The following is a 25,294-nucleotide window of genomic DNA, read 5'->3' as shown; positions in this document are numbered from 1 at the left end:
CTGGCAGTCACGAGGAGGAAGAGAGTCATGATCGAAGCGCACAAATTAGCTGAGGACGTGCAGCGCATCCATCAATTGAATTCGTTGTTACGACCGTTCATCAAACGACCAAGCAGCGGGGATGCCCTCACGTTTGAACAGTATCGGATTTTACATGAGTTAGTCACAGAAAAGGTCAGCACCAGTGAGTTGTCCCGCCGGTTAAACGTTGGCCAGTCGATGGTGTCGATTCAAATCAGCCGCTTGTTAAATGGCGGTTACATTCAGGACGAGACCTTGCCGACTGATCGGCGGTATCACGTGTTCCAAGTTACGGCGCGGGGCCGGAAGATTGAGGAGCACGTGAATGAATCCTTGGCGGCCGAACTGCCAGTCTTAATGGGGCAGCTGGCTGAGATTTTGAAGTAAGCTTGAGAAGGGATGGGAACGTTTCAGCGCCCATTCCTTTTTTAGCGGCCAATGGCTAAGCCCCTTAGTGAGTGAGCGGCTGACTCATTTGGCGGTTAAAACGAAAACTCTTGGCGGCGGGCGCGGGGCGTGGTATTCTGGGCAAACAAAACGAGCCTGGAAAAAACTCCCAAGCTCGTTCGCATCACTTTTACGTAGCTGAAACGTGCGCCAAAAGGCAGGATCGCTTAAAACTGATAACCCAACAATCCGAGACCAGGATTCTTCGGGTATCAGCCTTACTGCTCGCCGGCTAATCGCCTTTTTTCCCACTCCCAAACAAAAAAGACCGGGATCAGTCCCAGTCTTCACCGTATTTATTCAGCTGCTTCTAATTCTTCAGCCGGTTCCTTGAGTGGCTTGCCCGCTGCGTCGACCAGTTGTAATTCGCTCAGCCGAATCACGACGAGGTCGCCGAAGGAATCGATTTTGTCAGTTTCCTTCTTGGAGAGTTGGTCAGGTTCAACCTTCACCAGTGCGGAATGTTCGTAGATCTTGGTAATCGTACCGTAGAAAGCGTCGGAAAAGAGTTCCGTTTTTTCGCAAAATACGCGATTGTCTTCATGTAAAGCCATTGGCGTCGTCCCCCATAAAAGTAATTTATAACAGAGTAAGGGTTGGATGACTAAAAGTCAAGAACTTTCCGACAAAACGGTGGGATTTGCGCAAATACTGGGGGAAACCCTTAGGTGACTTGCCTAACCGCGGCGCAAATGGTCGATCTTGGATTGGGTGGCAAAGTTTTGCAATAGTTCGCCTTGCTTAGCGACCTGCGCGGCAAAGTCGGTCAAGAAGTTCAGTTCCAAATCACTGAGGGGGCGTTGTCGTTCGGCGGCAGCCAACAAGTCATCGATAGCTTGGCTCAGGTGTTGATTGGTGGTCACGACCTGGGCGAAGGCTGGCGTGCCAGCGAGGCCGGGGGCCGGTTGACTAAACCGGGCCGTCGTTGGGGCCACCGTCACGGCAGGGCTGGCCGCCGTAGCGGGGGTCGCAGCGACTGAGGATGTGGCGGCTGAATCCGTTTCGCCAGCATCAAAATAATAATAAACCTCGCGCGGCTTCACAGCGGCCTTCTTGATGCGTTCGTCAATCGATGGTGCGGCCGAGATGGCGCCCATGACCACGGACGACTTGTAGCCGAGGTCGCCCAGCATTTGCCGTAGCTTAACGGCCCGAATCCCCCGGATCCCCGGGAATTTCTCCGCTGACACCACCTCTGCTTGCTGGTCATCTTGCAGCCACGCGATAATTTGCTGCCGAATCTTAGCAGCCTGACTATTTTTCGTATTTGCCATTTCAGAGCCTCCATCTGCCCATCGTTGGGATTAATCATTAAACGACGTTGTTATTAATCATTGAAGCATTTTAAGCCAGGACTGGCAAGGGCACGACCGAAATTAGCCGTGATTATTAGCTGATTTGGGGCCAATTATTAAAATGTTCATATCGGCTAATCCTAGTAGCGTAAGCCGAAACCGCCCACCCAACACCCGTCGCCAGGATATTTCGCAGGAAGCTAATCTTTTCAAGGTAAGTATGGTACAATCAAGATACATAGAGGAATTATCTGGTGATACCAAGCTGGACGTGGTTTGGCCAGGCTAACATCACTGTGCGCATGGCGGTTGATCATTGGTTTAACGACCGTGGTTGTCGAAATAAGTCGCGGCGGGTTTCCAAAATCTTTGATTGAGCGAATGTCGATATCGAGGGAGGGGACGCGGTGGCGGCTCTTCCTTTTTGTTTGTCATCCTTGCGGCAGCTGAAGTTCTAATCAATATAGGAGTGAACACATTTTGCATATCTTTAGAGATGAAAACGGAATTCGGCTGGTTATTTCGCATCAGCTGGGCGTTTACGCCGTTCGTTTCGCTGACTACGCCCCTGAACAAGAATTCGTGAACTATGAATTAAAGCGCGATCGGCATGGCCGTTATCATCTGACCATTAAGAACACGAACTTAACTGAATTAGACCAACCAGTTTTCAAGAAAGAACTGGTCTTCGGCGACTTGGGCGACAGCCTGACGCCCATCAACGGTGTTACGTTGATGTTGATCTAAGCGTCTATCAGTTAGCGAAAATAAACGCAATCTGCGAGACTATGGCGGCTAGCCATGGTCTTTTTTTGTGGGCTTTTTTCGGCAACTTGGGTGTGAGTTGGCCGCCCACCGCGTTCCAAGCCATATTTAGTGAACGGCAAGGCGGCCAGCTAAACCAATGTTGCCAGAAAAAGTTCAAGCCCTTTGACTTGCTAAATGTAACTATGAGTATTACAGTATAACCGTAAACAAAAATGAAAAGGGGTTCTTCAGATGACAAATGTATTAGTTTTAGGTGCGAACGGAAAGATTGCTAGACTGGCCACGACCCAATTGCTGGCCGACCAGAACAACCACCTCACGCTATTTCTGCGCAACAGTCAACGCTTAGCGGATGCCGCCAGTGACCGGGTCAAGGTGGTCGACGGCGACGCGGCCAACGAGGCCGACTTGACCGCTGCCATGGCGGGCATCGATGTGGTTTACGCTAACCTAGCCGGCAGTAACATCGAAGACGAGGCCAAGGCCGTGGTGGCGGCCATGGACGCCAGTGGGCTGAAACGCTTGATCTGGATCTCCACGCTGGGCATTTACGACGAGGTACCGGGCGCATTTGGCCAGTGGAATCACCAGATGTTAGACGGCGGCTACCTGCAGACGTACGCGGCGGCGGCCAAGGTCATCGAGGATTCCGACCTGGATTACACCATCGTACGGCCCGCTTGGCTCTCCAACAAAAATGAAGTGGCCTACGAGACGACGCAAAAGGGCGAACCATTCAAGGGCACCGAGGTTTCACGCAAGAGTATCGCAGCGTTGGTTGCCAAATTGGTGGCGGCCCCAACGAAGGCCATCCGCGAATCCTTAGGCGTTAACAAGCCCAACACGGACGGCGACAAACCCGCTTGGGTCAAGTAACCAGTTCATCATTGAAAAATTGCGATTCAAAAAAGGTGCAATCCACGTCATTTCGCGGTATAACTAAAGTGTGCGTTGAGAAGAGCTCCGCACGACCGTGTAACATTTTAAATTAGGAATCAATTTGCTAAGCTCATTCTGTGAAACTTTTCCTCCAAACAAGAACCCATGGATTTTGCCGGGAATTGATTCATACGTTGCGGAAATACTGTTGGCTGCGGTCAACGGTATTTTTTTCGGCTAATTTGTTCGGAAATGAACAAAAAATCGGGTGTTTTTGTTGCAAACGCTTACAGCCTATGATACTATGATGGTGCGGAAAGGAATTAAGAGTTGTGATGTTCCAGATGCTTTAAGTACCAAGTTCCAAGAAACCGATTTCCGTTTTGACGTGAGTCAGGTTTTAAGAATTAGCTCCAAGATACTGAAAGATAGATGACAACTCCGGTAAACCTTCTAACGAACTCTGGCAGATCCAGGTTTTGGTTTCACGAATGTTCCACTGAAAATTGAATAGGGTTTGAAACTTAATGCTTGTAAGTTAAGCGTAGATGTTTGAAGACTTGTAAACAGTTCCAGGTAGTAGCTAGAGCTCGGATGTTACGGCAACAAGGGTCATGCAAGGATTTCAAGAAGAATCGTTAAAGCGTGTCTTGTGTTAGTAATGAGGGAATTAAGTTCCACTGGTAAGACGTTGAAACGGCAGCCAGAAACTAATCCAAAAATTGATTTGATTGGCTGCGGCCGCTCGACGAGAATTTTAGTTATGAGGCGATCAAGAATTACAATGATTACGAAACGGAAATTTAGTAATCACAACCTCCTTTCCGAGAGTTAGCGGACTTCAAGTGATTGATTAACACCCAACTTGAAGCCCGTTTTTTATGTTTGAAAGCTCGGGAAGTTCGGTTACCTCAGATTTTACGGTTTTAGTTATACAGATATCACTTGGCAACTTAGTGTCGCCCTCCACATAGAGGCGGGCGGCGTAGCTTCTTTTTGTTCTTTGAAAATTAGGGAAAATGTTAAAGGTAAATCCTTTTAGCAAAAACAGCCGGTCGTTCGGTTAGCCCCCGAATAGACCGGTTCCCGTGAGTAATTAAGTGTCATAATGTTCGGAAATAGCCTTTATACGATTTTCTTAAATCGACCATTTACAGGGCGCTTGGGAAAAGGTATATTATTACTAGACCGAAAAAATCCTTGGGGGACTTCTGACCAAGGGTTGACCTAAGGAGTGAGAAACAGTGGCCTTTCATCGCATATTTGTGATTGATTTTGCCGGCTTGGGATTGGGGGAAGCCCCCGACGCAAACCGCTTTCAATCGGTCGGCGCTGACACGCTAGGCCACGTCGCGGTTAGTTGGATGGGTAAACTAAACCTCCCAACATTACAACGGCTGGGACTCGGAAATATTCGGGTTGACCACCAACTTGTCGGCATCGCACCCGTTGATCATCCGGTCGGCTTCTTTGGCCGCCTGCACGTGCAGGCTCAAGGAAATCGCCGGGCCACGGGGCTCCGCGAGATGTGGGATTATGCCGGGGTCAACAGCACGCAGACCGTCTTTACGACGTTGCCCTTAGCCGGGTACGCCGTGACATTGGCAGGGCCATTTCAAAGCTACCTGCAAACGCAAAGCGCGGCCCAACGCCACCAGGTTGGCAGCAACCAAGATGCGTTTCGCATTCTCTTTGAACAGCTGAACCAAAAGGCGTCCGGACTCACCTACGTGATGTTACCGGACTTCCGGTTCGCTGGCGAGCAGCAGGATAGCCAAGCCTTTGGTGAGGCGCTGGTGGCCGCTGACAAGTACTTGGCCCAGTTCCAACATGACTTGGAAGCCAACGACTTGTTGCTGGTCACGGCGACGCACGCCGATGATCCGGCTAGCGACACCACCCCGACCCGCGAGTATTTGCCCCTGTTGGCGTACTCGCCGTCGCGGCCCAGTGTTCACGCACTGGGGATTCGGCGGACGCTTGCCGACGTGGGCGCCACGGTCCTAGAGAATTTCGGTTTGGCTAGTCACACGGCCGGACATAGTTTTTTAAATGAGATTACGCAATAAAAATTCAAATCGCACGAACCTTGAAGGGAGGTGAGGGGGTACCAAGCTCCGCTGCACAACAGTTGGGTTGCAAAGGTCAGTTAGGCATCACAGTATCAGATATTATTCACCGTTAATTTCACCATTTAATGGTCCCTAACTGAAATCCAGCTGTTGCGACGGGAGTTATCGTTCGTTCGTAACAGAAGTTATGCGTTACATAATTTCTGCAGCCACATCGTGTCAACTTTTGTATGGCAAACGTCCATACATCAAAGAATAATATCGGAAAGAGGTATTTTGACCAATGCTAGTCGCAGTCAATATTTTAGGGGTAATTGTTTACCTCGCAATCGCATTCCTGTTCTCCAAGAACAAGAAAAAAATCAACTGGAAGTCCACTGGGATCGTGTTAGTGCTTAACTTGGTTCTGGCTTGGTTCTTCACGAGTTTCTCCATCGGGCAAGACATCGTTAAGGGTGCTGCCGATGGGTTCAACTGGTTAGTCCAAGTGGCCTACCAAGGGATTGTCTTCGCCTTACCTAACTGGGTTACCCCAGAATTCGGTGGGACGGCCAAGTCAATGAACTTCGTTACCAGTTCATTGCTGCCAATCTTATTAGTTGTGCCAATGTTCGATATCTTGACTTACATCGGGGTATTGCCTTGGATCATCAAGTGGGTTGGGCGTGGCCTTTCCTACATCACCGGTCAACCTAAGTTCGAATCTTTCTTCTCTGTTGAAATGATGTTCTTAGGGAACACTGAAGCCTTAGCCGTTTCTCAATTACAATTAAAGAGCATGCGTAAGGAACGTAACTTGACCCTTGCCATGATGTCCATGTCATGTATCACTGCCTCCATTCTGGGTGCATATACCCAAATGGTTCCAGGTCAATTTGTTTTGACGGCCGTTCCAATTAACATCTTGAACGCCATCATTGTTACCAACATGTTGAACCCTGTTGAAGTGGCCCCAGAAGAAGATACCATCGCCAAAATCGGTGGGTCCAACACTGCTGCCGCTGAAGAAGGCGACGTTGAAGACGATGGCAAGAAGGAAGCCTTCTTCTCCTTCTTGGGTGACTCTATCTTGGGTGCCGGCCGTCTGATCTTGATCATTGCCGCTAACGTTATCGCTTTCGTTGCCTTAGCTGCCTTGATCGATAAGTTACTTGGTTTATTCAACCCATGGTTATCCTTGGAACACATCTTAGGGATCATCATGTTCCCATTTGCATGGTTAATGGGTCTGAACGTCTCAGACGCCTTCCAATTCGCCCAATACATGGGGACTAAGTTGGTTACGAACGAATTCGTTGTTATGGGTAAGATTGCTTCAACCATTAACACGGGTGCCTTCTCCGATCACTACCGGGCCATCTTAACTGTCTTCTTGACTTCATTCGCTAACTTCTCAACTACTGGGATGATTATCGGTTGTTTCAAGGGGATCGTTGACCGTGAAAACAACGAACTTATTTCTAAGAACGTTGGTTACATGTTACTTTCCGGGATCCTGGTTTCCTTGCTATCAGCCGGAATTGTTGGTCTGTTCGTTTGGTAAAAAAATAACGCCTCATCACGTATGGGGCTGACGCGATAGCCCGGGGGCTTCTGTTCCTGGGCTATCTGTGTCACTTACGACTGACGGGAATCAACCTGGCCAGTCCGAAACGGGTGCCGACCTCTCCCAATCGGGGAGTGAAACCCAGCCGGGTGCGTGAGACCATCCGGTTGCAAAGCCCGGGAAGTCTGTATGTCGCGAACTGACGTACCGAAAGATAGGGATTTTTATGAGTAAGCAACAATCGCAGGTTGATATCGCCAATAACTTAACGTTACGCGAAGCCCTGCGGCATAAGGATGTCGTCCGCAACGAACTGATTGCTGGTGTGACTGGCTTTTTCGCCATCTCGTACATCATCATTGTCAACCCGCTGATTTTAAAGGATGCGGGCATTCCGACCGACCTCAGCGTCTTTGCCACCATCTTCTCGTCGGTGATTGGGTGTCTGATCATGGGCCTGTGGGCCAACGCACCAGTCATCCTTACCCCGGGGATGGGGGTCAACGCCTTCTTCACGTACACAATTGTCGTGAACATGGGGTTGAGTTGGCAAGAAGCTTTAGGGATCGCTGCGGTCGCTAGTTTCATTTACATGTTAATCGCCTTCACCAAGATCTCCACGATTCTCTCCGAAGCCATACCGGATTCGCTGAAGAGTGGGATCACCGCCGGCATTGGGCTCTTCTTGGTCGAAATTGGCCTGGAAAAGGCGGGTCTGATCGTGGCCGGGAAGTCCTCGTTGATTGTGTTGGGGGATTTGACCAAACCCACGCCGTTACTGGCTTTGTTTGGCCTGGTCCTCAGCCTCATCTTGTACATTCGCAAGATCAAGGGGAACTTCTTTATCGCCATCATCGCCACCAGCCTGCTGGCCTTCTTCTGCGGTGTGAAGGACGCTGACACCCCAACCGTTGATTTGGCGCGGTTAGGGCAGTACCACAAAATCGTCTTCCAAAACGACTTCAGTCACTGGTTGAGCACGCCCTTTATCCTAGCCGCCTTCTCGATGACCATGATTCTGGTCTTCGAGTCCATGGGACTGCTGCAAGGGTTGTTGCCCAACCACAAGAAGTTCAAGAAGACGTTCGAGGGCAGCTCCGTGACGACTTTTCTGTCCAGTTTCCTGGGCACGAGTCCGACCGTGGCTGCCGCCGAAAGTGCTTCCGGCATTGAGAGTGGGGGCCGGACCGGGATCATGGCATTGACTGCCGCCGTCCTGTTTGCGCTGTCCCTCATCTTCGTGCCCTTGTTGGCCTACGTGCCGTCCGCTGCCATTGCGCCCGTGATCATTATCACTGGGGCGTTGATGATGGCAGCCATCGGCGGCATCAAGATGGCCGACTTCTCTGAATGGTTCCCAGCCTTTCTGATCATTGTGCTGATTCCGTTCACCAACAGTATCTCCACTGGGTTAGCCTTTGGTTTCGTGTGCTACCCAGTTATGAAATTGGCGTTAGGAAAGGGCAAAGAACTTTCCTGGCCCGTCTACTTGTTAGGCGTGTTATTCTTGCTAGACCTCATCTTCAGTGCAATGCTCTAGCAAAATGTCACAGTGAGTTTTACTGGCGGCGGGTCCGCCCCGCGGCTAAACGAAAACGAATTCATTTAGGAGGATATTTATCATGACAATTAAAATTCTTATGGATACTGACCCAGGTATTGACGATGCAGCGGCCTTGACCATGGCCATCAACGACCCGAAGATCGACTTGAAGCTGATCACGACGGTTGCTGGTAACGTGACGGTCGACAAGACCACCATCAACGCCTTGAAGATCGTGCGTTTCTTCAACCAAGACATTCCAGTCGCTGCTGGTGCTGAACAACCATTGTTCAAGGACTTTGAAGATGCCGCTCGGATTCACGGGGCTTCCGGGATGCCAGGTTACGAATTCCCAACCGACTTACCAAAGCCATTACACAAGACGGCCGTTGAAGCCTTACATGATGAAATCATGGCTAGTCCAGACCCCATCACCTTGGTGCCAACCGGTTCATACACCAACATTGCACTGCTCTTCTCCGAATACCCAGAAGTGAAGAGCCACATCGACCGGATCGTTGCCATGGGTGGTGCCCTGGGCAAAGGGAACATGACCAGTGCCGCCGAATTTAACGTCTTCACCGACCCAGACGCTGCCGCAATCGTTTACAAGTCAGGGATTCCGATTGTCATGGTTGGTTTGGACATCACCATGAAGGCGCTCTTGACCCACGAAAGCATCGAAGAACTGCCAAAGATCAGCGAAACTGGGAAGATGCTGCATGACATCATCGTCAACGATGGTGACAACAGTGACAAGGGGATTGCCATGCATGATGTGAACACCATCTTCTACCTCTTGCACCCAGAAGCTATCAAGACCGAAGATATGTGGATCGACGTCGTTACCGATGGCCCAGCTATTGGGGAAACGGTCGGCGACATCCGCGGGGCTTACCACGATGGCAAGACCAACGCTAAGGTATCTACGGATATCGACGCTGAAGCCTTCAACAAGTGGTTCCTCGAAGAAGTTCGTGCCATTAAGAACTAGTTCGTAAAATTGAAGAGACGCCCGCCGTTTGGTTGGGGGTCTCTTTTCTTTTGGCCAAAATTGCGGGAATTGGCCGCCTACAGCTCGCCCAATAGGGGCTGGAACGCGGTAGGCTTAGGCGCATGAAAAATTTTACACAAATGTGTAGGTATTCCATACAGAAACGATACATCACTCTGGTATGCTGAAGAAAATCAGGGAAAGAGGATGATTGCATGTCTGCCATGGATACGGATACACTGCTCCTGTTGATTGTCACGTGGCTACCGATGCTGTTCTTTGTCCGGAAACCCAAGCGGCCTTAATTGATTCATTCGCTAAAATACCACGGAAGCCGACCCCTTACCGTGGTATTTTTTCGGTCAGTAAACCAATGGCTGACTTTGCTCAGCGGTGGCGAAAATTTTACAAGATGTTGACAGGTCTGACATCAAACATTTACATCAATCCGGTATGCTAGACCTAACTTAGTGATAGTCGGGGACTGTTACCGGGTGGTGTCCCGGTGGTTGCGACTTACTTTTGATGGGGGCCACGGGGGTATGAATAAATTCACAATCGTTCATTTATCTGATCCACAATTATCGGCAGGGCGGGAGCCGCAGTACCATCAGCAATTACCGCCTGCCGTGAAGTTACAGCGTATTTTTGATGACGTGTTAGACCGGCAGATTGCGCCGGACCTGATCGTGATTAGCGGGGACTTGCTCACGGATGGGACCAGCCAGGACTATACACAGCTGCGCCAATACTTGCAGCAGCAGGGAGCCCGACTTCATGCACCAATTCAGGTGATTCTCGGCGACCAGGACGACCGGGAAGCCTTTAACGTCGGCTACTTAGAAGAACCGCACCAACCGTACTATGCTTATAAGCAGGTCTACCAGAATATGGACTTTTACTTCCTGGATTCCAAGTGGGAGGCCCACAAGGAGGCCGGGTGGCTGGACCTCAAGCAACTGGACTGGTTGAATAAAAATCTGCACCTCGCCCCACGACGCCGGGCCTTCTTATTCCTTCACCATCCGCTGGACGCACCGGCACTACGGGGGATGCGCTACGCCTTGTTGCAAAATAATCGGGAACTGCTGGCCATTTTACACGGGCACAACATCGGCGGCATCTTCACGGGCCACCTCCACTTTGGGGCCAGCTACCTGGTCGATACCACGATTCCGGTGACAACGGTGGCCTCGGCGTCGACCTACATTGACTGCCAAGACCCGCACCACCACGAGGTCCACGACGCGACTAGCTATAACGTCATCACGATTCAGCGGGGGATGGCCAGCGTCACCAACCACCCGCTGTTGCTGGGCCAACCGGTGATCGACATAATCACGGTCGGCAACACGGGTTTCGCCAAGCACCGTCCGCGGCTGAGTCCCCAGCGCAGGACCAGTAATGGGTTACCTTTAATCTAAACCAAACACCAGACACGCCTCAACGTGAGTTCAACGAGGACGTGTCTGTTTTACTGTCTGCCGAGATGGCCGCTGTGCTAGAGGTTCATGCCAGCCCTGGTTGTCTCCGATGAGTCAGCATGAATTGGTGATAATTGATTGTCCATATTCTAATTAGCAATTGCGGTGGTTTTAGATTCCATGAACCAGTTGCGAGATGGGGGCTTTAACTAACCATTAGATAAACTACTCATCTATCAACCACAGAAATGGCTACCATCCGTCGCGGCAATGTTGACTGGGCTGAACCAGCAGGCTGTTGGCGCACGTTTCGGCTATGAGGCCATTTGAGACGTGGGCTTCGGCTCAAAGCAAGCTCCGAGACCGCTCCATCAGGCTCGGGGCGGCCCTTCCCCAGCGTTCCAGCCCAGAGTTTCACGTAACGGTAAGGCGGCCAGCCCAATCTCCAGCAGCCACTAAAGACCAGCTCATCACCCCGCCAACAATCCCGGAATGTTTCCCGATAGACGTTTCATGTGACGGCGATTTTCGGTATAATAGGAAACGACGCTAGGGCGAGGGGCAATTGGGCGTATCAGTTCGGTTGCGTTTCGTCCGTAAGTAAGGTAAAGTATACTCAAACGTGAAACAATTGTGTTTCACAAAGAACTGAACAGGGAGATATTGCATGAATCCTGAAGAATTTCGTGCCGCGCTGTCGGCGCAAGGCATCGAATTAAACGCAACACAGCAGCAACAATTTGCTGACTACTATCAGTTCTTGGTTGCCACGAACGAACACGTGAATTTAACGACCATTACGGCGGAGCCCGAAGTCTACCTGAAGCATTTTTACGACTCGTTGACCCCCGCTTTTTACGTGCCCGCAATGCGGACGGCACCGCTCACGTTGTGTGACGTGGGGGCCGGGGCTGGTTTCCCGTCATTGCCGTTGAAGATCGTCTTCCCGCAGCTTCAGGTGACCATCGTGGATTCCCTGAACAAGCGGATCACGTTTTTAAATGAGCTGGCAGCCAAGTTGAATTTGACCGGCGTGGCGTTCCATCACGCCCGGGCCGAGGAATTTGGCAATAAACGGGCCGAGTACCGTGAGGGCTTTGATTTGGTCACGGCTCGTGCGGTGGCCCGGATGTCCGTTCTCAGTGAACTGTGCCTGCCATTAGTCAAGGTCGGTGGTCAGTTCGTCGCCTTGAAGGCGGCCCAAACGGCTAACGAGTTGGCCGTCAGTCAAACGGCCATCACGACGCTGGGTGGTCAGGTGAACGCCGATTACGCGTTCAACCTGCCGCAGTCCAATGACCCACGCCACATCGTGGTCATCGACAAGGTCAAGCACACACCGAAGCGCTACCCACGGAAGGCCGGGACACCCAACCGGGAACCGTTAGAAGATTAATGGGATGGGGGTAAGATAATTGCCATTTTCATTATTTGGAAATAACCGGGAGAAGGCCACACGTCCGGCCCATCCCGTGAAGCAAAACGTGGTGATGATTCCGGTCGCCCAGATCATTCCGAACCGGTTCCAACCACGGCAACGGTTTGACCAGACGGCGATTGCCGAGTTGGCTCAGACGATTCAAGAACACGGCCTCTTGCAGCCCATCGTGTTGCGGGAGTATGAGGCCGATCACTACGAGATCATCGCGGGTGAGCGGCGGTTCCGGGCCGTTTCCAGTCTCAAATGGGACACCGTGCCCGCCATCTTAGAGAAGATGGATGACGACGAGACGGCTTCCATGGCGCTGATCGAAAACCTCCAACGTGAGGAATTGTCGGCCGTGGAAGAAGCCCACGCCTACCAGAAGTTGATGGACCTCAATCACCTGACGCAGGCCCAATTGGCGGAAGGTATCGGCAAGAGCCAAGGGTTCGTGGCCAACAAGCTGCGGCTGCTGAAGTTGGCTGAACCTGTGCGGACGGCCATTTTGAACCGCCAGATTTCGGAACGGCACGGGCGCGCGTTGTTGGCCTTGGCCGATGCGGATCAAGTGACCATGCTACAAACGGTACTTGCCGACCAGCTGACCGTCAAAGAGACCGAAGCGCTGATCGCCAAGCACCAGCGGCCGAAGAAACGACGGCGTAAGGTCACCAAACACAGCGTGTCCGGCGATACCCGCGTGGCCGTCAACACCATTCGCCAATCGGTGAAGATGGTCAGCGATGCCGGGATGACGCTCACCACCAAAGAAGAAGAAACCGCGGACGGTTACCGCATTATTATTGATATTCCCAAAGAAAGCTAGAGGTGAAACGACATATGGGTTACATTATTGCATTAGCCAATCAGAAGGGTGGCGTGGGTAAGACCACGACCGGCGTGAACCTGGGCGCGGCGTTAGCGACCGATGGCAAGCAGGTCTTGTTAGTCGATACCGATGCGCAGGGTAACGCGACGAGTGGCGTCGGCGTCCAAAAGGCGACCATCGACCAAGAGATCTATGATGTGTTGGTCAACGAAACGCCGATTCAAGATGCCATTTTACACACCGAACACCCGGGCTTAGACATCGTGCCGGCGACCATTCAGCTTTCTGGGGCCGAAATCGAGTTGACCCCGATGATGGCCCGCGAGACGCGCTTGAAGGCCGCCTTGGACGAGGTCCGGGACCAATACGATTACATTTTGATCGATTGCCCGCCGTCGTTAGGGTTGCTGACCATCAACGCGTTCACGGCCGCCGATTCCATTTTGATTCCCGTGCAAAGCGAATACTATGCGCTGGAAGGGTTGACGCAGCTGTTGAACACGGTCAAGTTGGTGCAAAAGCACTTCAACCGTGACCTGAAGATCGAAGGGGTCCTCTTGACCCTGTACGATGCCCGGACCAATCTGGGGAAGCAGGTCAATGAAGAAGTGAAGAAGTATTTCCAAAACAAGGTCTATGCCACGATTATTCCGCGCAACGTTCAGTTAGCGGAGGCCCCGAGTCACGGGATGCCAATCATTGATTACGCGCCGAAATCCAAAGGTGCGGAAGTTTACTCTGAACTCGCAAAGGAAGTGCTAGCTGCCCATGGCAAGTAAGAAAGAGAAAAGTTTAGGACGGGGAATTGACGCGCTGTTTGCGGAAAATGGCGTGGATACCGCCGAAGAAACCGTCGTTGATCTGACGTTGGCTGACATTCGGCCCAACCCGTATCAGCCACGGCAGAAGTTCGACAAGAAGGGCCTCGATGATTTGGCCGCGTCGATTGAAAAGACCGGCGTGTTCCAACCCATCATCGTCCGGCAACCCGATAAGAAGATGGAACGCTACGAGATCTTGGCGGGCGAACGGCGCTTCCGGGCGTCCAAATTGGCCGGCAAGACCACGATTCCGGGTATCATTCGCGATGTGACCGAAGAACAGATGATGGAGATCGCGGTGTTGGAAAACCTCCAGCGCGAAGACCTGACCCCACTGGAAGAAGCCGAAGCCTACGACACCTTGATGACCAAGCTCACCTTGACGCAGGCCCAAGTCTCCGAACGGTTGGGGAAGAGTCGGCCGTACATTGCCAACTACCTGCGTTTGCTCGGGCTACCCAAGGCCGTCAAAGACATGTTGCAGCACAACGAGCTGTCGATGGGCCAGGCCCGGACGTTGCTGTCCTTGAAGGATAAGACCAAGTTGGTGGCCTTAGCCAAGAAGGCAGTGGCCGAGGGGATGACGGTGCGGACCGTCGAAGCCGAGGTCAACAAGCTCAACGGCGCGGCCAAGAAGTCAGCCAAGAAGCCGGCCAAAAAGAAGTCGCCATTCTTGCGTTCGACGGAAAACCAACTCCAAGAACGCTTTGGCACGCAGGTCTCCATCAACGAGACGGCCAACAAGGACCATCAAGGCCACATCGAGATCGAGTACCTGTCCAACGATGATTTGAACCGCATTTTAGACCTGTTAGACATCCACTTGGATTAGCCAACATTGGAGGGAACGCCATGTATGATTTAGGTGATTTGGTCGAAATGAAAAAGCCCCATCCTTGCGGCACCAACCGCTGGGAAATTACCCGGATGGGCGCGGATATTAAGATTAAGTGTACCAATTGCGGCCACGTGGTCATGCTATCACGCCGCGAATTTGAGAAGAAGCTAAAAAAGGTGCTGGTCAAGGCCGACGCCAATAATGGAAAGAGTGAATAATTGTTATGTCATTAACTGCAGGGATCGTTGGGCTACCAAACGTTGGGAAGTCCACGTTATTTAACGCGATTACGAAGGCTGGGGCCGAAATGGCCAACTACCCATTCGCCACGATCGACCCGAACGTCGGTATGGTAGAAGTCCCAGACAGCCGGTTAGACCGCATTCAAGAACTAATTCCAGCCAAAAAAGTGGTACCGACGACGTTTGAATTTACCGATATCGCCGGGATCGTTAAGGGTGCCAGCAAGGGTGAAGGTCTCGGGAACCAATTCCTCGAAAACATTCGCCAAGTAGACGCCATCGTGCACGTCGTTCGGGCCTTTGACGACGACAACATCACCCACGTCTCCGGGAAGATCGACCCCATCGATGATATCGAAACCATCAACCTGGAACTCGGTCTGTCCGATTTAGCCGCCGTTGACAAGCGTTTAGCCAAGGTCGAACGCGCAGCCAAGGGCAGCGACAAGGAAGCCAAGGCCGAATTGGCCGTCTTACAAAAGATCAAGCCCGTCCTCGAAGCCGGCGGGGCCGTGCGGACGATTGCCTTTGACGAAGACGAAATGAAGATCGTGAAGGGCTTGTTCCTCCTGACCTCCAAGCCCGTCTTGTACGTGGCCAACATCGCCGAAGACGACATGGCCGATCCAGAAGACTCCAAGTACTTTGGCGTCATCAAGGACTACGCCGCTAAGGAAGGCGCCGAAGCCATTGCCGTGGCCGCCGAAGCTGAAGAAGAAATCGCCCAATTGGACGATGACGAAAAGCAAGACTTCCTGGAAGCTGAAGGGGTCGAGGAACCAGGGTTGAACCGCTTGATCCGGGCCTCATACCACCTCTTGGGCCTGCAGACGTTCTTCACGGCCGGGGGCAAGGAAACCCGCGCCTGGACATTTAAGACCGGCACCAAGGCACCCCAAGCCGCTGGGATCATCCATTCCGATTTCGAACGCGGCTTTATCCGGGCTGAAGTCATGGCCTTTGATGATTTAGACCAATACAAGACCGAAGCGGCCGTGAAGGAAGCCGGCAAGCTGCGGGTCGAAGGGAAAGACTACGTGATGGAAGACGGCGACATCGTCGAATTCCGGTTCAACGTTTAGAAGGGAAACAACGATAAATGAGTGATAACAAGCAAACGCCGCGGAATGCGGGTGTTCACCAGGACCGCAACAACGTGGCTTCCAGTGAACGGGCAGCCTTCGACAATGTCGGGCTGACCAAACGTAACGCGGACTACATGTTCCGCTTTAACAGAGCGCTCGACAAGACCAAGTTGGCGCCAGAAAAGAAGGCTAAGGCCGTCCAAGACATGGTCAACGAACTGGTCGACGGCCAAAAGAGTGGGAAGACGGCCAAGAACCTCTACGGTGACATCGACGCGCGCGTCAAGTACGTGGTCGAAGGACCCGTGACCGATGCGCCCGTCATTGGCGGCCCCAACTACTGGCCTAACATGATCTACAACGCGCTGACGTTCTTTATGATCTTCAACTTGATGTTTGGGATCATGTACCTCTTCAGTCCCAAGTTGATGACCAGCAGTCAACCCGTGGGGATCACGGCCATCACCATCAGTGCTTTGGTCGCCGGGTTCATCCTACCGATCATGCCACGGCTGTTCGATCCGAAGGTCAAGCATAAATACAACGGGTGGATTCGGGCCCTGTTCGTTTTGCTCGGGTTCCTGGTCTGGATGATCCTGTTCTACGCAGCCCAAATGCTGCCGAGCGTCATCAACCCAGTCCTGATGCCATGGCCAAGCATCATCCTCGGCGTCGTATCGATCGCCTTGATGTTCTGGTTACGCCGGACCTACAAGATCCGCGGTGGCTTCTTCGGGTAAACTGCTAGGTTGCTGACGAGATTGATTGGGCTGGTCGCCTTACCGTGGCGGGGCAGATGCCCTGGAACGCGGCGGGCGGACGTTCCGAGCCTGAGAAGCGGTCTCAAAGACGCCATAACCCTAACCGGCCCAAACCGCCGCTAAGGGTTATCCCACGGCTGAGGGCATCTGCCCCGCCACTCTCGGCTTACAGGACGATTGTCCAGCAACGCTAGTTAAGCCCTAGCCACCGCGAATCTAGTGGTCGCTACCCTTGGGTAAGCTACTGGAACACGGTGGGTTGGCACACAATCTGATAGTCTTGCTTGACTGCTATGCTGACAGCGTGAGGGCATGTGGTTAGTTATCAGCGTCTGCTCCACTCTCGGCTTACGGGACGATTGTCCAGCAACATGGGTTAAGCCCGAGCCATCGCGAATCTAGTGGTCGGTGCCTTGGGTAAGCTACTGGAATGCGCCAACATCAGCGCCACAGCTGGTGCCATCCCTGGCCTCCTCCGGCAGGTTGGCACACGACCTGGCAGTCTTGTTCGGCCGCTATGCTGATGGTGTGGGAGAACGCGGTGGTTAGCCATCAGCGCCTACCATCACCGAGAGTGGTGCAACGGCAGGCGGATGGCCACCAACTACAGTTATTGCAATGAAATCAAACAAACGAACCGGCACTCCCTAGCACTTAGCGGGGACTGCCGGTTCGTTTTGGTTTGCAAGCAAAAATACTTGGGGGACGGTCACTTAGTTTGCCAATTAATCAAAGCGAAAAAAGTTTTTAACGGCGATTTTTGATCCGTTGTGGCCAGTTGGTCAGGGGGGGCATTTTGGTGAGGCCTAGGGAGTCAACGGGTGGCGGAAACGGCCGAAACTTAAGGCCTGACGCCGTTTACGGTCGCACTTTCATAAATGGCGCTGAAAGTGAAAACCCCATTCTTGACCCAGGGCGTCTCTGGAATTATGATGCTCACGAGTAGTCGAGGTAGTGTGTGACTCGACGAAAAAAATTTCATTTTTCGGGGAGGATTTTTTATGAAAAAAATCTTTGGGTATGTCTTAGGTTTAGTGGCGACGTTAACCTTTGCCGGCGCAATTGCGACGACAGCCAACGCCGATGGGAGTAGTGCAGATGCAGCGAGCGGCAGTTCAGGCAGTGGCGCTGACAGCGGCTTAGTCGTTCCCCGGGGCGGCACGGACACTGGCGCCGGTGCGGATTCCGGTGCGGCTAGTTCCAGTGTCATCGACATGACCGGGACCAGCTCTAGCAACGCCATGAGCAGCAGTGAATCGGCTGCCAACAGCTCATCGGCCACCACGCACAAGCCACAAAAGCCGCAAAAGCCAGCCAAGGATAAAGTCCTGGCTAAATCCAAGCGGGCCAAGTTACGTAAGCACTACCGCAAGTACGCGCGTGTCGTTTACCTCGACAAGGGTCGCAAGGACGAACGGGTTTCCGTTTTGACCAAGAAGGGGAAGTTAGTCAAGAAGTTCACGGTCAAGAAGAATGGCCGCTTCGATATTCGTTTGACCAAGAAGGAAGCTAAGAAGTTGGCCAAGGGCGCTAAGTCCTTCACCATCCGCATCAAGGCCAAGGGTTACCGGGCTTTTGATTTAACCGTTAAGTTGTACAAGTAGAATTGTAAAGGAAGAGGCGCGGGTGACCGCGTCTTTTCTTATGGGGTCAGATTGATTGTTAAGCAAACTAATGGGGAGGGGCAACCATTTTGGAACGCATTAAATTAATCCTACATCGACGCAATCTTCAGGTGCTCGGACTCTTCACGATTGTCGGGGCGTTTATCATGACGTTTTGTTCATACACCTCCCCGGCCTACTATTTTGACACGTCGCCGGACAACAACGCCTTCTTCACGGTCGGCAAGGCCATGATGCACGGCATCGTTCCGTATAAAGATATTTTTGAACAGAAGGGCCCCTTCGTGTACTTCCTCCACGGGCTGGCCTACCTGGTGAGTCCCCGCAGTTTCACGCTGATTTTTCTGTATGAAATTGCGACGTTGGTGGCGGCCATGTTTTTGGTCTACCAGATTGCCAAGGTATTCAACACCCGTGAGCTGCCGGCCCTGTTGACGGGGCTGTTGTCGCCGGCGCTGTTCTTGTATCACCCGTATTACGACTACGGCGATACGGTGGAATTTTTCACGTTGCCATTTTTACTGTCATTGATTTACCTGATTGTCCTGCTCGACCGGCGGCACTTGACCGTCAGTCACTGGTGGTACGTGGCCCAAGGGGCGCTGGTCGGCGTCGTCTTCTTGTCGAAATACACCTTGCTGGGCGCGTGGATCGTGTTCTACCTGGTCTTGATGGGGTATCGGCTGGTCAAACGCCAGTGGCGCGCGCTCGGTCAATTGGTCGGTTGGAGTGCCTTGGGGTTTGCCGTGACGACGGTACCGTGGCTGATTTACTTTCTGGCGACCAAGAGTCTGGGGGCCTTCGTCAACGTCTACATTCTCTTCAACACCAAGGTCTACTTGACGTCTTCGGTGGCCTTCTTCGCCAACCTGATCCAGTCGATGGCGTTGGTCTCGCAATTCTACCTGAGCAACGTGCTGTTCTTCGTGCTGGGCGTGGTGGGCACGCTGGTCGTGACCTTTTGGCCCGGCGTGTTCCAGCACAACTTCACCCGCGGCCTGTATTTACTCGCCACGCTGGGCAGTGACATGTTGGCGCTGTATGGCTATCAGGCGGGCGCCGTTTATCAGTATTATGAATTGATTTATTTTGCCGGCTTCGTGTTGCCGTTCGTCCTGGGCTGCCGGTTGCTGTTTCGGCGGCTGAGCGTACCGGCTGGGGATGATAGCTTCGTGGTCTTAGCGGCGCTGGTCATCAGCTGGTTCCTGGTCCTCGGCGTCAACAACAACGTGACCAACTCCAAGGTCTTTCCCAACAACGAGGCCATCACCGAGGAAAATACCAGCCGGCCGCAACAGCCCGCCCAAGTCGACTTCGGCAATTACATGCGGGCAAGTGGCCTGCCACTGACGCTGTTAAATTACGGGTCGATCGACATGGGCTTCTACACCGCCTCGGGCGCCGTCCCGACCAGCTATTACTTCCAAAACTACAACATCGCCCAAAGTGCCGACCCGCAGATTTTGCGCTCGCAGGTCGACCAGATTCGCCAGCACAAGGTCGAATGGGTCGTGCTCAATACGCCAGCCGGCAAGACCGTCCGGCAATGGCAGGGCGGTAGCGGTCGCATCACCAGCGGCAACCTGAACCCCGGCACCAGCAAGCTGGCCCACGTGTTGTACCGCAATTACGTGCCGGTCGGCCGCCACACCCAAGTGTTTGAAGGCGTGAACGTGACTTATTGGTTGTTTGAGCGAAAGTGAAAAAGAGTGGGCCAACAGGCGGTTAGTCGGCGAGCATTAAGGCTGATAAGCGGAACCGACTGCCTGTTGGCGCTAGGGTGGACGAGAAGTTGGCCGCCTTACCGTCCGCCAAATATGGGTTGGAACGCGGTGGGCGGACCGGACCGAGCCTGAAAGGCGGTCTCGGCCTCGCTTTGAGCCGGAAGTCGCGTCTCAAAGACGCCAGTTGTCTAAGTGGCGAGAACCGTGCCACTAAGACAACTCCCACGGCTGAACCCATATTTGGCGGACTCTCGGCTACCGGAGTGCTAGTCAGTAAACCCTGGGTAGCCGTTAGCTAATCCATTAGCCGAGTCAATGCAGCGTGTCTGATAGCCCTCAGCTTGCGTGTTGCCTGGTACTGAAGGCACCTTTCCGATCTGAGAAGAGGTTTGCCAGCTTGCTGGAAGGCCTGGTAGAAACGTCGGTCTCAGAGTCCGCGCACGCTGATTGCCCAAGTTATGGTGGCACGGGCTAAGTCAGTGTGGCTGAACCGCTGTCCTGTAGCCGAGAGTGGAGCACCAGCTACCGCTCAGCCGTGGGATTCTTCTTAGCGGTGTTAGCCGGTTAGAAGAATGGCGTCTTTGAGACGCGGGCCATCGGCTCAAAGCGAGGTGTCGAGACCGCCCTTTGGCTCGACCCGTCCGCCCACCGCGTTCCAGGGTAGCTGGTGCGCAACGGCAGGCGGCCAGTGTCCACAATGTATCTCAACCAATTTTCAGCCACCTTACAGGGGAAAAGCAGTTGAATCACAACAGCTAAGGACGGTCCGTGTACCACCACGGCCGTCCTTTTAACGACCTATCAGCTAACGCTTACAACAATTGTCACTATTACTGAAAATGCCCCTTGACGAATGTGAGGGAAAGAACTACGATTATTTAGTAATAAAATTATTTGATAGTTTTATTAGAATTACATATCTGGGAGGGTATTTTTCATGAAGAAAGTATTTGGTTACGTCTTAAGTTTACTGGCTGCCTTGACCTTTGCCGGGGTTATTGCCACGACTGCTAACGCTGCTGGTAGCAGTGCAACTGCCACTAGTGGTAGCGGGGTTTCTAGCAGTGTTGTTGCTTCCAGCAGCTCCAAGAAAGCTGTTAAGAAGACTACTAAGAAAGCCAAGAAAGCTGTTAAGAAGACGGTCAAGAAGTCAAAGCGTGTTAAGTTAAGCAAGAAGTACAAGAAAAACGCACGTAAGGTCTACCTCAAGAAGGCCATGAAGGGCTCCAAGATCAACTTCAAGAACAGCAAGAACAAGTCTGTCAAGAAAGTCTCTGTCAAGAAGGCCGGCAAGAAGACGGTTAAGTTCAGCAAGAAGCAAGCCAAGAAGCTCAACAAGGGTAAGAAGTTCAAGATGACTGTTACCAAGAAGGGCTACAAGACTTACACGGTCAATGTTACCATCAAGAAGTAAGCAATTGTTTTAACGTAAAACGGAAGGACGTGGCTGAACCACGTCTTTTCTTTTTGAGTTTTTTAGGAAAAGGAGCAGGGTCCCGTGTACTTACGAATCAAGGAAAAATTGCAAAGCCACGAAGCTCAGTATTTTGTGTTACTCGCCATCATTGGGGTATTTATGATGGCGTTTTGTTCATACACCTCACCGGCCTTTTATTTTGACACCTCACCAGATAACAACGCCTTCTTCACGGTCGGCAAGGCCATGATGCACGGTATCGTGCCATATAAAGATATTTTTGAACAGAAGGGGCCGTACGTGTACTTCTGGCACGGCCTGGCCTACTTGGTCAGTCACCGCAGCTTTATTTTTATTTTTATTTCCGAAATTGCGGTCTTGATTGCGGCGATGATTTTAACGTATAAATTGGCGCGGCTCCTCAAGTTGGCCGAGCTACCGGCCTTTCTGGCGGCGGTGCTGTCGCCCATGTTGTTTTTGTACCATCCTTACTACAATTACGGTGACACGGTGGAGTTCTTTGCGCTACCATTATTGTTGTCGCTGATCTACTTGGTGTTTTTATTGGACCGGCAAACGTCGGTCAGTCACTGGTGGTACTTCGCTCAGGGCCTGTTCGTGGGTATCATCTTCCTGTCCAAATACACGTTGCTGGGCGGGTGGATCGCCTTTTATCTGGCCGATGGATTTTACTTGTTACTGAAGAAACGCTGGCACGAACTGGGCCGACTGGTGCTCTGGAGTGGCCTGGGTTTCTTGTTGGCCACGGTGCCGTGGTTGCTGTACTTTTTGGCGACCGGCTCGCTGAAGGCGTTCATTAACGTTTATATTTTATTTAATACCAAGGTCTACATGACGTCGTCGGTCTCGTTTTTCTCCAACCTGATCCAGTCGGCGATCCTGGTGGCCCATTTCTATCTGAGCGACGTGTTGTTCTTCATCCTGGGCATCGGCGGCACGCTACTGATCATGTTCCGCCAGACCGTGTTGACGACCAAGTTCGCGCGGACCTTGTACCTGGTGGTGTTTTTGGGGTGTGACCTGCTGGCGCTGTACGGGTATCAAGCCGGGTCGTTGTATCAGTACTACCAGCTGGTCTACTTTGCCTTCTTCGTGGTGCCGTTCATCTACCTGTTGAACGCGTTTTTCACCTGGGTCCATTTACCGGCGGCCGACGACCCATTTGTCATCTTGGGGACGCTGATTTTGAGTGTGTTTTTAGTCCTCGGGGTCAACAACAACGTGGTCAGCTCGCGGCTGTTCCCGAACAACCAGGCGATTACCAAACGCAACACGACCAAGCCGCAACAGCCCGCCCAAGTTGAATTTGGCCGCATCATGCGTCAACGCAGCGCGCAGCCGACTTTACTCAACTACGGGTCGATCGACATGGGCTTCTACACCGCCTCGGGCGCGGTACCGACCACGTATTATTTCCAAAATTATAATATTCCCGAAAAGGCCGCGCCGCAGATCTTGCGGGCGCAACGCAACGTCATTCGCCGCCACCAGGTCCAATGGGTCGTCGTCAACACGCCGGCCAAACAGTCCGTGCGCGAATGGGACGGCGACAGCGACATTCCCGGCCGCATCACCAGCGGAAACCTGAATCCGGGGACGTCCAAGCTGGCGCATCAGCTGTACCGCCACTACCGCGTGGTCAAGGTCCACCGGCAGATGTTCGAGCAGGTCGACGTCAAGTACTGGTTGTTTGAACGGAAGGGGTAAACGCACGTGAAAAACCACCAAGCAGCAACGGACGGCCTCACCCGGTACCGCTGGTTATGGGAACTGGCGCTCTTTAGCGTCCTGAGTGTCTTTTGGCTATTTTTGTGGGCGTCGCAGGGTAAAATTTACACCGGCGACGACCTGAGTTTTCACCTGAACCGCGTCCAAGGCCTGGTCGCTCAACTGACCAGCGGCCACTGGGGGCTGGGGCACATCGCCACGACCACCTTTAGTGGGTGGGGCTATCCCATCAATCTGTTTTACCCGGCCTACACCCTGGTGCCACTGGCCGTGTTGCAAATTGTGCTCGGCGGCGTGCGGGCCTATACGGTATTTTTATTTTTGATTACCTTACTGACGCTGTACGTCACCCGCTTCGTTGGTCAACGGCTGCTGGGTAGCTACTTTCAGGGGGTCTTGATGGCCATCTTGTACAGCTTCTCGCAGTACCGCATCCTCGACTTCTTTGCGCGCGGGGCCCTGGCGGAGGGCATGGTTTTTGCCTGCTTGCCGCTGGTGCTGTACGGCACCTATGAGCTGGCAATCGGCGACGTGCGCCACGGTGTTTGGTTGGTCGTGGGGATGACCCTGATTGCCCTGACGCACGTGGTGTCGCTATTGCTGGCGGCGGTATTGGTACTGTTAACGTTGGGGATATTCTTCTTACAACGGACCGCGCTGAAACGCCGGTTGGGTGCGCTGGTACTGGTGGTGGGGGCGACGGTTTTGTTGACGCTGACGTTTTTGGCGCCACTGGTCGAGCAACTCCACGCGCTGTCCGGGCTGAGCATTTTACAATTTAAATTGTCACAGAGTGCGATGTCCATGGGTGACTTTTTGCTGAACTCGGCGGTGAATCAGATGGGGTCGGGGCAGATCAATTTGGGCTGGCTGATGTTGATGCTTCTGCTGTTGTCACTGGTGATGTGGCGGGAGCTGACGCCGGCGCTACGCTACTTACTGGGGCTCGCCGTGGTCTTCGTCTGGATGGTCACCAATTGGTTTCCGTGGTCGCTATTCCAGGGTGTGTTGGGGATGATCCAATTCCCGTCGCGCTTCTTGGCGATTGCCAGCCTACTGATTGCCCTGGTCGGGGCGCGGGCCTTGACGTTGGTGCTACCGCGGTTGACGCGGCGGGGCCAAGGGGGCCTGCTGATGGTCGTAGCGGCGTTTGGCATCATCTTGAGTACGACCAGTTTCTTGGCCTTTTATCAAAATCCTTATGGAAACGCCATTACCCAGGCGGATTATCACCGCGTTGCCACCACCAGCGACAGTACCGATTACGTGCGGCCACAGTCGTTGGACGCCATGCCGGCGTTGCGCACCCACTCGGTGGCGGTCATGAATCCCGGGGCCGGGCTACACCAGCTGAGTCGCCGCGTGGGGCCGGACCGGTTCACGTATCTGGTACACAGCCGCCGCGCGCAAACCGTCAAGCTGCCGCACCTCTACTATCCGGGTTACCAGGTCGCGGTCAACGGTCATCAGCAGCGGCTTCAGTGGAATCACATGGCTATTTTACGGGCCCGTCTGAGTGCCGGCACTAACCGGCTACAGGTGACGTACCAGCCAACCCGAATCCAACGCGTCAGTGCTTGGATCTCAGTGTTAGCCTGGTTGGGGGCCGGGGTTGGGTTAACGGTCCGTTGGGTGATTGCCCGGCGCAACCATCATTTCGCCAAGTAGTTTTGGCCACAACCATTTCAACCAGTGTGAATAATTAAACCATGATAGTTCTATGAGAAACCTTGACCTGAGTGGCCTAGACTGGTAAATTAAGAAACAATATCTCCCAGGATTCCTAACCGA

22 protein-coding genes are annotated in these 25,294 nt (G+C 52.8%); 20 read left to right on the top strand and 2 right to left on the bottom strand.

Annotation, left to right across the window (positions count from 1 at the left end):
• Positions 1-27: 27 nt before the first annotated feature.
• Positions 28-408 carry a MarR family winged helix-turn-helix transcriptional regulator gene (locus tag EGT51_RS09990; protein ID WP_135368566.1) on the top strand — a complete coding sequence of 127 codons (381 nt, stop codon included), beginning with the start codon at positions 28-30 and terminating at the stop codon, positions 406-408.
• Positions 409-764: 356 nt separating this feature from the next.
• Here EGT51_RS09990 and EGT51_RS09985 read toward each other — a convergent pair whose 3' ends face one another.
• Positions 765-1,022, bottom strand: a complete 258-nt coding sequence (locus tag EGT51_RS09985; RefSeq protein ID WP_135368565.1) for a hypothetical protein — start codon at positions 1,020-1,022, stop codon at positions 765-767.
• A gap of 123 nt (positions 1,023-1,145) precedes the next feature.
• The gene (locus tag EGT51_RS09980; protein WP_135368564.1) at positions 1,146-1,742 is read right to left on the bottom strand and encodes a hypothetical protein; all 597 of its coding nucleotides are present in this window, start codon (positions 1,740-1,742) and stop codon (positions 1,146-1,148) included.
• A gap of 501 nt (positions 1,743-2,243) precedes the next feature.
• Here EGT51_RS09980 and EGT51_RS09975 point away from each other — a divergent pair.
• The 19 genes from EGT51_RS09975 to EGT51_RS09885 all read left to right on the top strand — a co-directional run bounded on the left by EGT51_RS09975 (position 2,244) and on the right by EGT51_RS09885 (position 25,171).
• Positions 2,244-2,510 (top strand): hypothetical protein, encoded by a 267-nt coding sequence (locus EGT51_RS09975; protein WP_135368563.1) that lies wholly within the window; start codon positions 2,244-2,246, stop codon positions 2,508-2,510.
• Positions 2,511-2,762: 252 nt separating this feature from the next.
• Positions 2,763-3,407, top strand: a complete 645-nt coding sequence (locus tag EGT51_RS09970; RefSeq protein WP_135368562.1) for an SDR family oxidoreductase — start codon at positions 2,763-2,765, stop codon at positions 3,405-3,407.
• Positions 3,408-4,654: 1,247 nt separating this feature from the next.
• The gene (locus EGT51_RS09965) at positions 4,655-5,479 is read left to right on the top strand and encodes an alkaline phosphatase family protein (protein ID WP_135368561.1); all 825 of its coding nucleotides are present in this window, start codon (positions 4,655-4,657) and stop codon (positions 5,477-5,479) included.
• A gap of 286 nt (positions 5,480-5,765) precedes the next feature.
• Entirely contained in the window at positions 5,766-7,025 is a 1,260-nt protein-coding gene (locus tag EGT51_RS09960; RefSeq protein WP_135368560.1) for a NupC/NupG family nucleoside CNT transporter, read from the top strand.
• 229 nt (positions 7,026-7,254) lie between these two features.
• Positions 7,255-8,568, top strand: coding sequence for an NCS2 family permease (locus EGT51_RS09955; protein ID WP_135368559.1), 1,314 nt, complete (start codon positions 7,255-7,257; stop codon positions 8,566-8,568).
• An 82-nt stretch (positions 8,569-8,650) separates the two neighbouring features.
• Positions 8,651-9,565 carry a ribonucleoside hydrolase RihC gene (rihC, locus tag EGT51_RS09950; protein WP_135368558.1) on the top strand — a complete coding sequence of 305 codons (915 nt, stop codon included), beginning with the start codon at positions 8,651-8,653 and terminating at the stop codon, positions 9,563-9,565.
• Between the two features lie 542 nt (positions 9,566-10,107).
• Positions 10,108-10,989 (top strand): metallophosphoesterase family protein, encoded by an 882-nt coding sequence (locus EGT51_RS09945; RefSeq protein WP_135368557.1) that lies wholly within the window; start codon positions 10,108-10,110, stop codon positions 10,987-10,989.
• A gap of 667 nt (positions 10,990-11,656) precedes the next feature.
• Positions 11,657-12,385: a 16S rRNA (guanine(527)-N(7))-methyltransferase RsmG gene (rsmG, locus tag EGT51_RS09940; RefSeq protein ID WP_135368556.1), complete on the top strand. Its 729-nt coding sequence runs from the start codon at positions 11,657-11,659 to the stop codon at positions 12,383-12,385.
• Between the two features lie 19 nt (positions 12,386-12,404).
• Complete coding sequence (gene noc, locus EGT51_RS09935) at positions 12,405-13,238, top strand: nucleoid occlusion protein (RefSeq protein WP_135368555.1); 834 nt, start codon at positions 12,405-12,407, stop codon at positions 13,236-13,238.
• 14 nt (positions 13,239-13,252) lie between these two features.
• Positions 13,253-14,020 carry a ParA family protein gene (locus tag EGT51_RS09930; RefSeq protein ID WP_135368554.1) on the top strand — a complete coding sequence of 256 codons (768 nt, stop codon included), beginning with the start codon at positions 13,253-13,255 and terminating at the stop codon, positions 14,018-14,020.
• Complete coding sequence (locus tag EGT51_RS09925) at positions 14,010-14,894, top strand: ParB/RepB/Spo0J family partition protein (RefSeq protein ID WP_135368553.1); 885 nt, start codon at positions 14,010-14,012, stop codon at positions 14,892-14,894. The genes EGT51_RS09930 and EGT51_RS09925 overlap by 11 nt, the downstream gene beginning before the upstream one ends.
• 20 nt (positions 14,895-14,914) lie before the next feature.
• A complete protein-coding gene (locus EGT51_RS09920) occupies positions 14,915-15,118 on the top strand; it encodes a DUF951 domain-containing protein (protein WP_011668841.1) in 204 nt (67 codons plus the stop codon).
• Between the two features lie 5 nt (positions 15,119-15,123).
• The gene (gene ychF, locus EGT51_RS09915; RefSeq protein ID WP_135368552.1) at positions 15,124-16,224 is read left to right on the top strand and encodes a redox-regulated ATPase YchF; all 1,101 of its coding nucleotides are present in this window, start codon (positions 15,124-15,126) and stop codon (positions 16,222-16,224) included.
• A gap of 17 nt (positions 16,225-16,241) precedes the next feature.
• Complete coding sequence (locus EGT51_RS09910; RefSeq protein ID WP_135368551.1) at positions 16,242-16,967, top strand: DUF1129 domain-containing protein; 726 nt, start codon at positions 16,242-16,244, stop codon at positions 16,965-16,967.
• Positions 16,968-17,989: 1,022 nt separating this feature from the next.
• Complete coding sequence (locus EGT51_RS09905) at positions 17,990-18,592, top strand: hypothetical protein (protein WP_135368550.1); 603 nt, start codon at positions 17,990-17,992, stop codon at positions 18,590-18,592.
• An 89-nt stretch (positions 18,593-18,681) separates the two neighbouring features.
• The gene (locus EGT51_RS09900) at positions 18,682-20,316 is read left to right on the top strand and encodes an ArnT family glycosyltransferase (protein ID WP_225428714.1); all 1,635 of its coding nucleotides are present in this window, start codon (positions 18,682-18,684) and stop codon (positions 20,314-20,316) included.
• A gap of 958 nt (positions 20,317-21,274) precedes the next feature.
• Positions 21,275-21,751 (top strand): hypothetical protein, encoded by a 477-nt coding sequence (locus tag EGT51_RS09895; RefSeq protein ID WP_135368548.1) that lies wholly within the window; start codon positions 21,275-21,277, stop codon positions 21,749-21,751.
• A gap of 84 nt (positions 21,752-21,835) precedes the next feature.
• A complete protein-coding gene (locus tag EGT51_RS09890) occupies positions 21,836-23,482 on the top strand; it encodes a teichoic acid glycosyl transferase (RefSeq protein WP_135368547.1) in 1,647 nt (548 codons plus the stop codon).
• Positions 23,483-23,488: 6 nt separating this feature from the next.
• Positions 23,489-25,171: a glycosyltransferase family protein gene (locus EGT51_RS09885; protein WP_135368546.1), complete on the top strand. Its 1,683-nt coding sequence runs from the start codon at positions 23,489-23,491 to the stop codon at positions 25,169-25,171.
• Positions 25,172-25,294: the final 123 nt, after the last annotated feature.

The sequence above is a fragment of the Levilactobacillus suantsaiihabitans genome, assembly GCF_004745505.1.
In the GTDB taxonomy this organism is placed as follows: Bacteria; Bacillota; Bacilli; order Lactobacillales; family Lactobacillaceae; genus Levilactobacillus; species Levilactobacillus suantsaiihabitans.
Note: the sequence above shows the minus strand (reverse complement) of the source record. Positions and strands in the feature narration are given on the sequence as shown.

Excerpts from the sequence above, each read along its gene's own strand:
- EGT51_RS09990 (WP_135368566.1), top strand. The coding sequence starts at position 28 with ATGATCGAAGCGCACAAATTAGCTGAGGACGTGCAGCGCATCCATCAA.
- EGT51_RS09985 (WP_135368565.1), bottom strand. The coding sequence starts at position 1,022 with ATGGCTTTACATGAAGACAATCGCGTATTTTGCGAAAAAACGGAACTC.
- EGT51_RS09980 (WP_135368564.1), bottom strand. The coding sequence starts at position 1,742 with ATGGCAAATACGAAAAATAGTCAGGCTGCTAAGATTCGGCAGCAAATT.
- EGT51_RS09970 (WP_135368562.1), top strand. The coding sequence starts at position 2,763 with ATGACAAATGTATTAGTTTTAGGTGCGAACGGAAAGATTGCTAGACTG.
- EGT51_RS09960 (WP_135368560.1), top strand. The coding sequence starts at position 5,766 with ATGCTAGTCGCAGTCAATATTTTAGGGGTAATTGTTTACCTCGCAATC.
- EGT51_RS09955 (WP_135368559.1), top strand. The coding sequence starts at position 7,255 with ATGAGTAAGCAACAATCGCAGGTTGATATCGCCAATAACTTAACGTTA.
- rihC (WP_135368558.1), top strand. The coding sequence starts at position 8,651 with ATGACAATTAAAATTCTTATGGATACTGACCCAGGTATTGACGATGCA.
- EGT51_RS09945 (WP_135368557.1), top strand. The coding sequence starts at position 10,108 with ATGAATAAATTCACAATCGTTCATTTATCTGATCCACAATTATCGGCA.
- rsmG (WP_135368556.1), top strand. The coding sequence starts at position 11,657 with ATGAATCCTGAAGAATTTCGTGCCGCGCTGTCGGCGCAAGGCATCGAA.
- EGT51_RS09930 (WP_135368554.1), top strand. The coding sequence starts at position 13,253 with ATGGGTTACATTATTGCATTAGCCAATCAGAAGGGTGGCGTGGGTAAG.
- EGT51_RS09925 (WP_135368553.1), top strand. The coding sequence starts at position 14,010 with ATGGCAAGTAAGAAAGAGAAAAGTTTAGGACGGGGAATTGACGCGCTG.
- EGT51_RS09920 (WP_011668841.1), top strand. The coding sequence starts at position 14,915 with ATGTATGATTTAGGTGATTTGGTCGAAATGAAAAAGCCCCATCCTTGC.
- ychF (WP_135368552.1), top strand. The coding sequence starts at position 15,124 with ATGTCATTAACTGCAGGGATCGTTGGGCTACCAAACGTTGGGAAGTCC.
- EGT51_RS09910 (WP_135368551.1), top strand. The coding sequence starts at position 16,242 with ATGAGTGATAACAAGCAAACGCCGCGGAATGCGGGTGTTCACCAGGAC.
- EGT51_RS09905 (WP_135368550.1), top strand. The coding sequence starts at position 17,990 with ATGAAAAAAATCTTTGGGTATGTCTTAGGTTTAGTGGCGACGTTAACC.
- EGT51_RS09895 (WP_135368548.1), top strand. The coding sequence starts at position 21,275 with ATGAAGAAAGTATTTGGTTACGTCTTAAGTTTACTGGCTGCCTTGACC.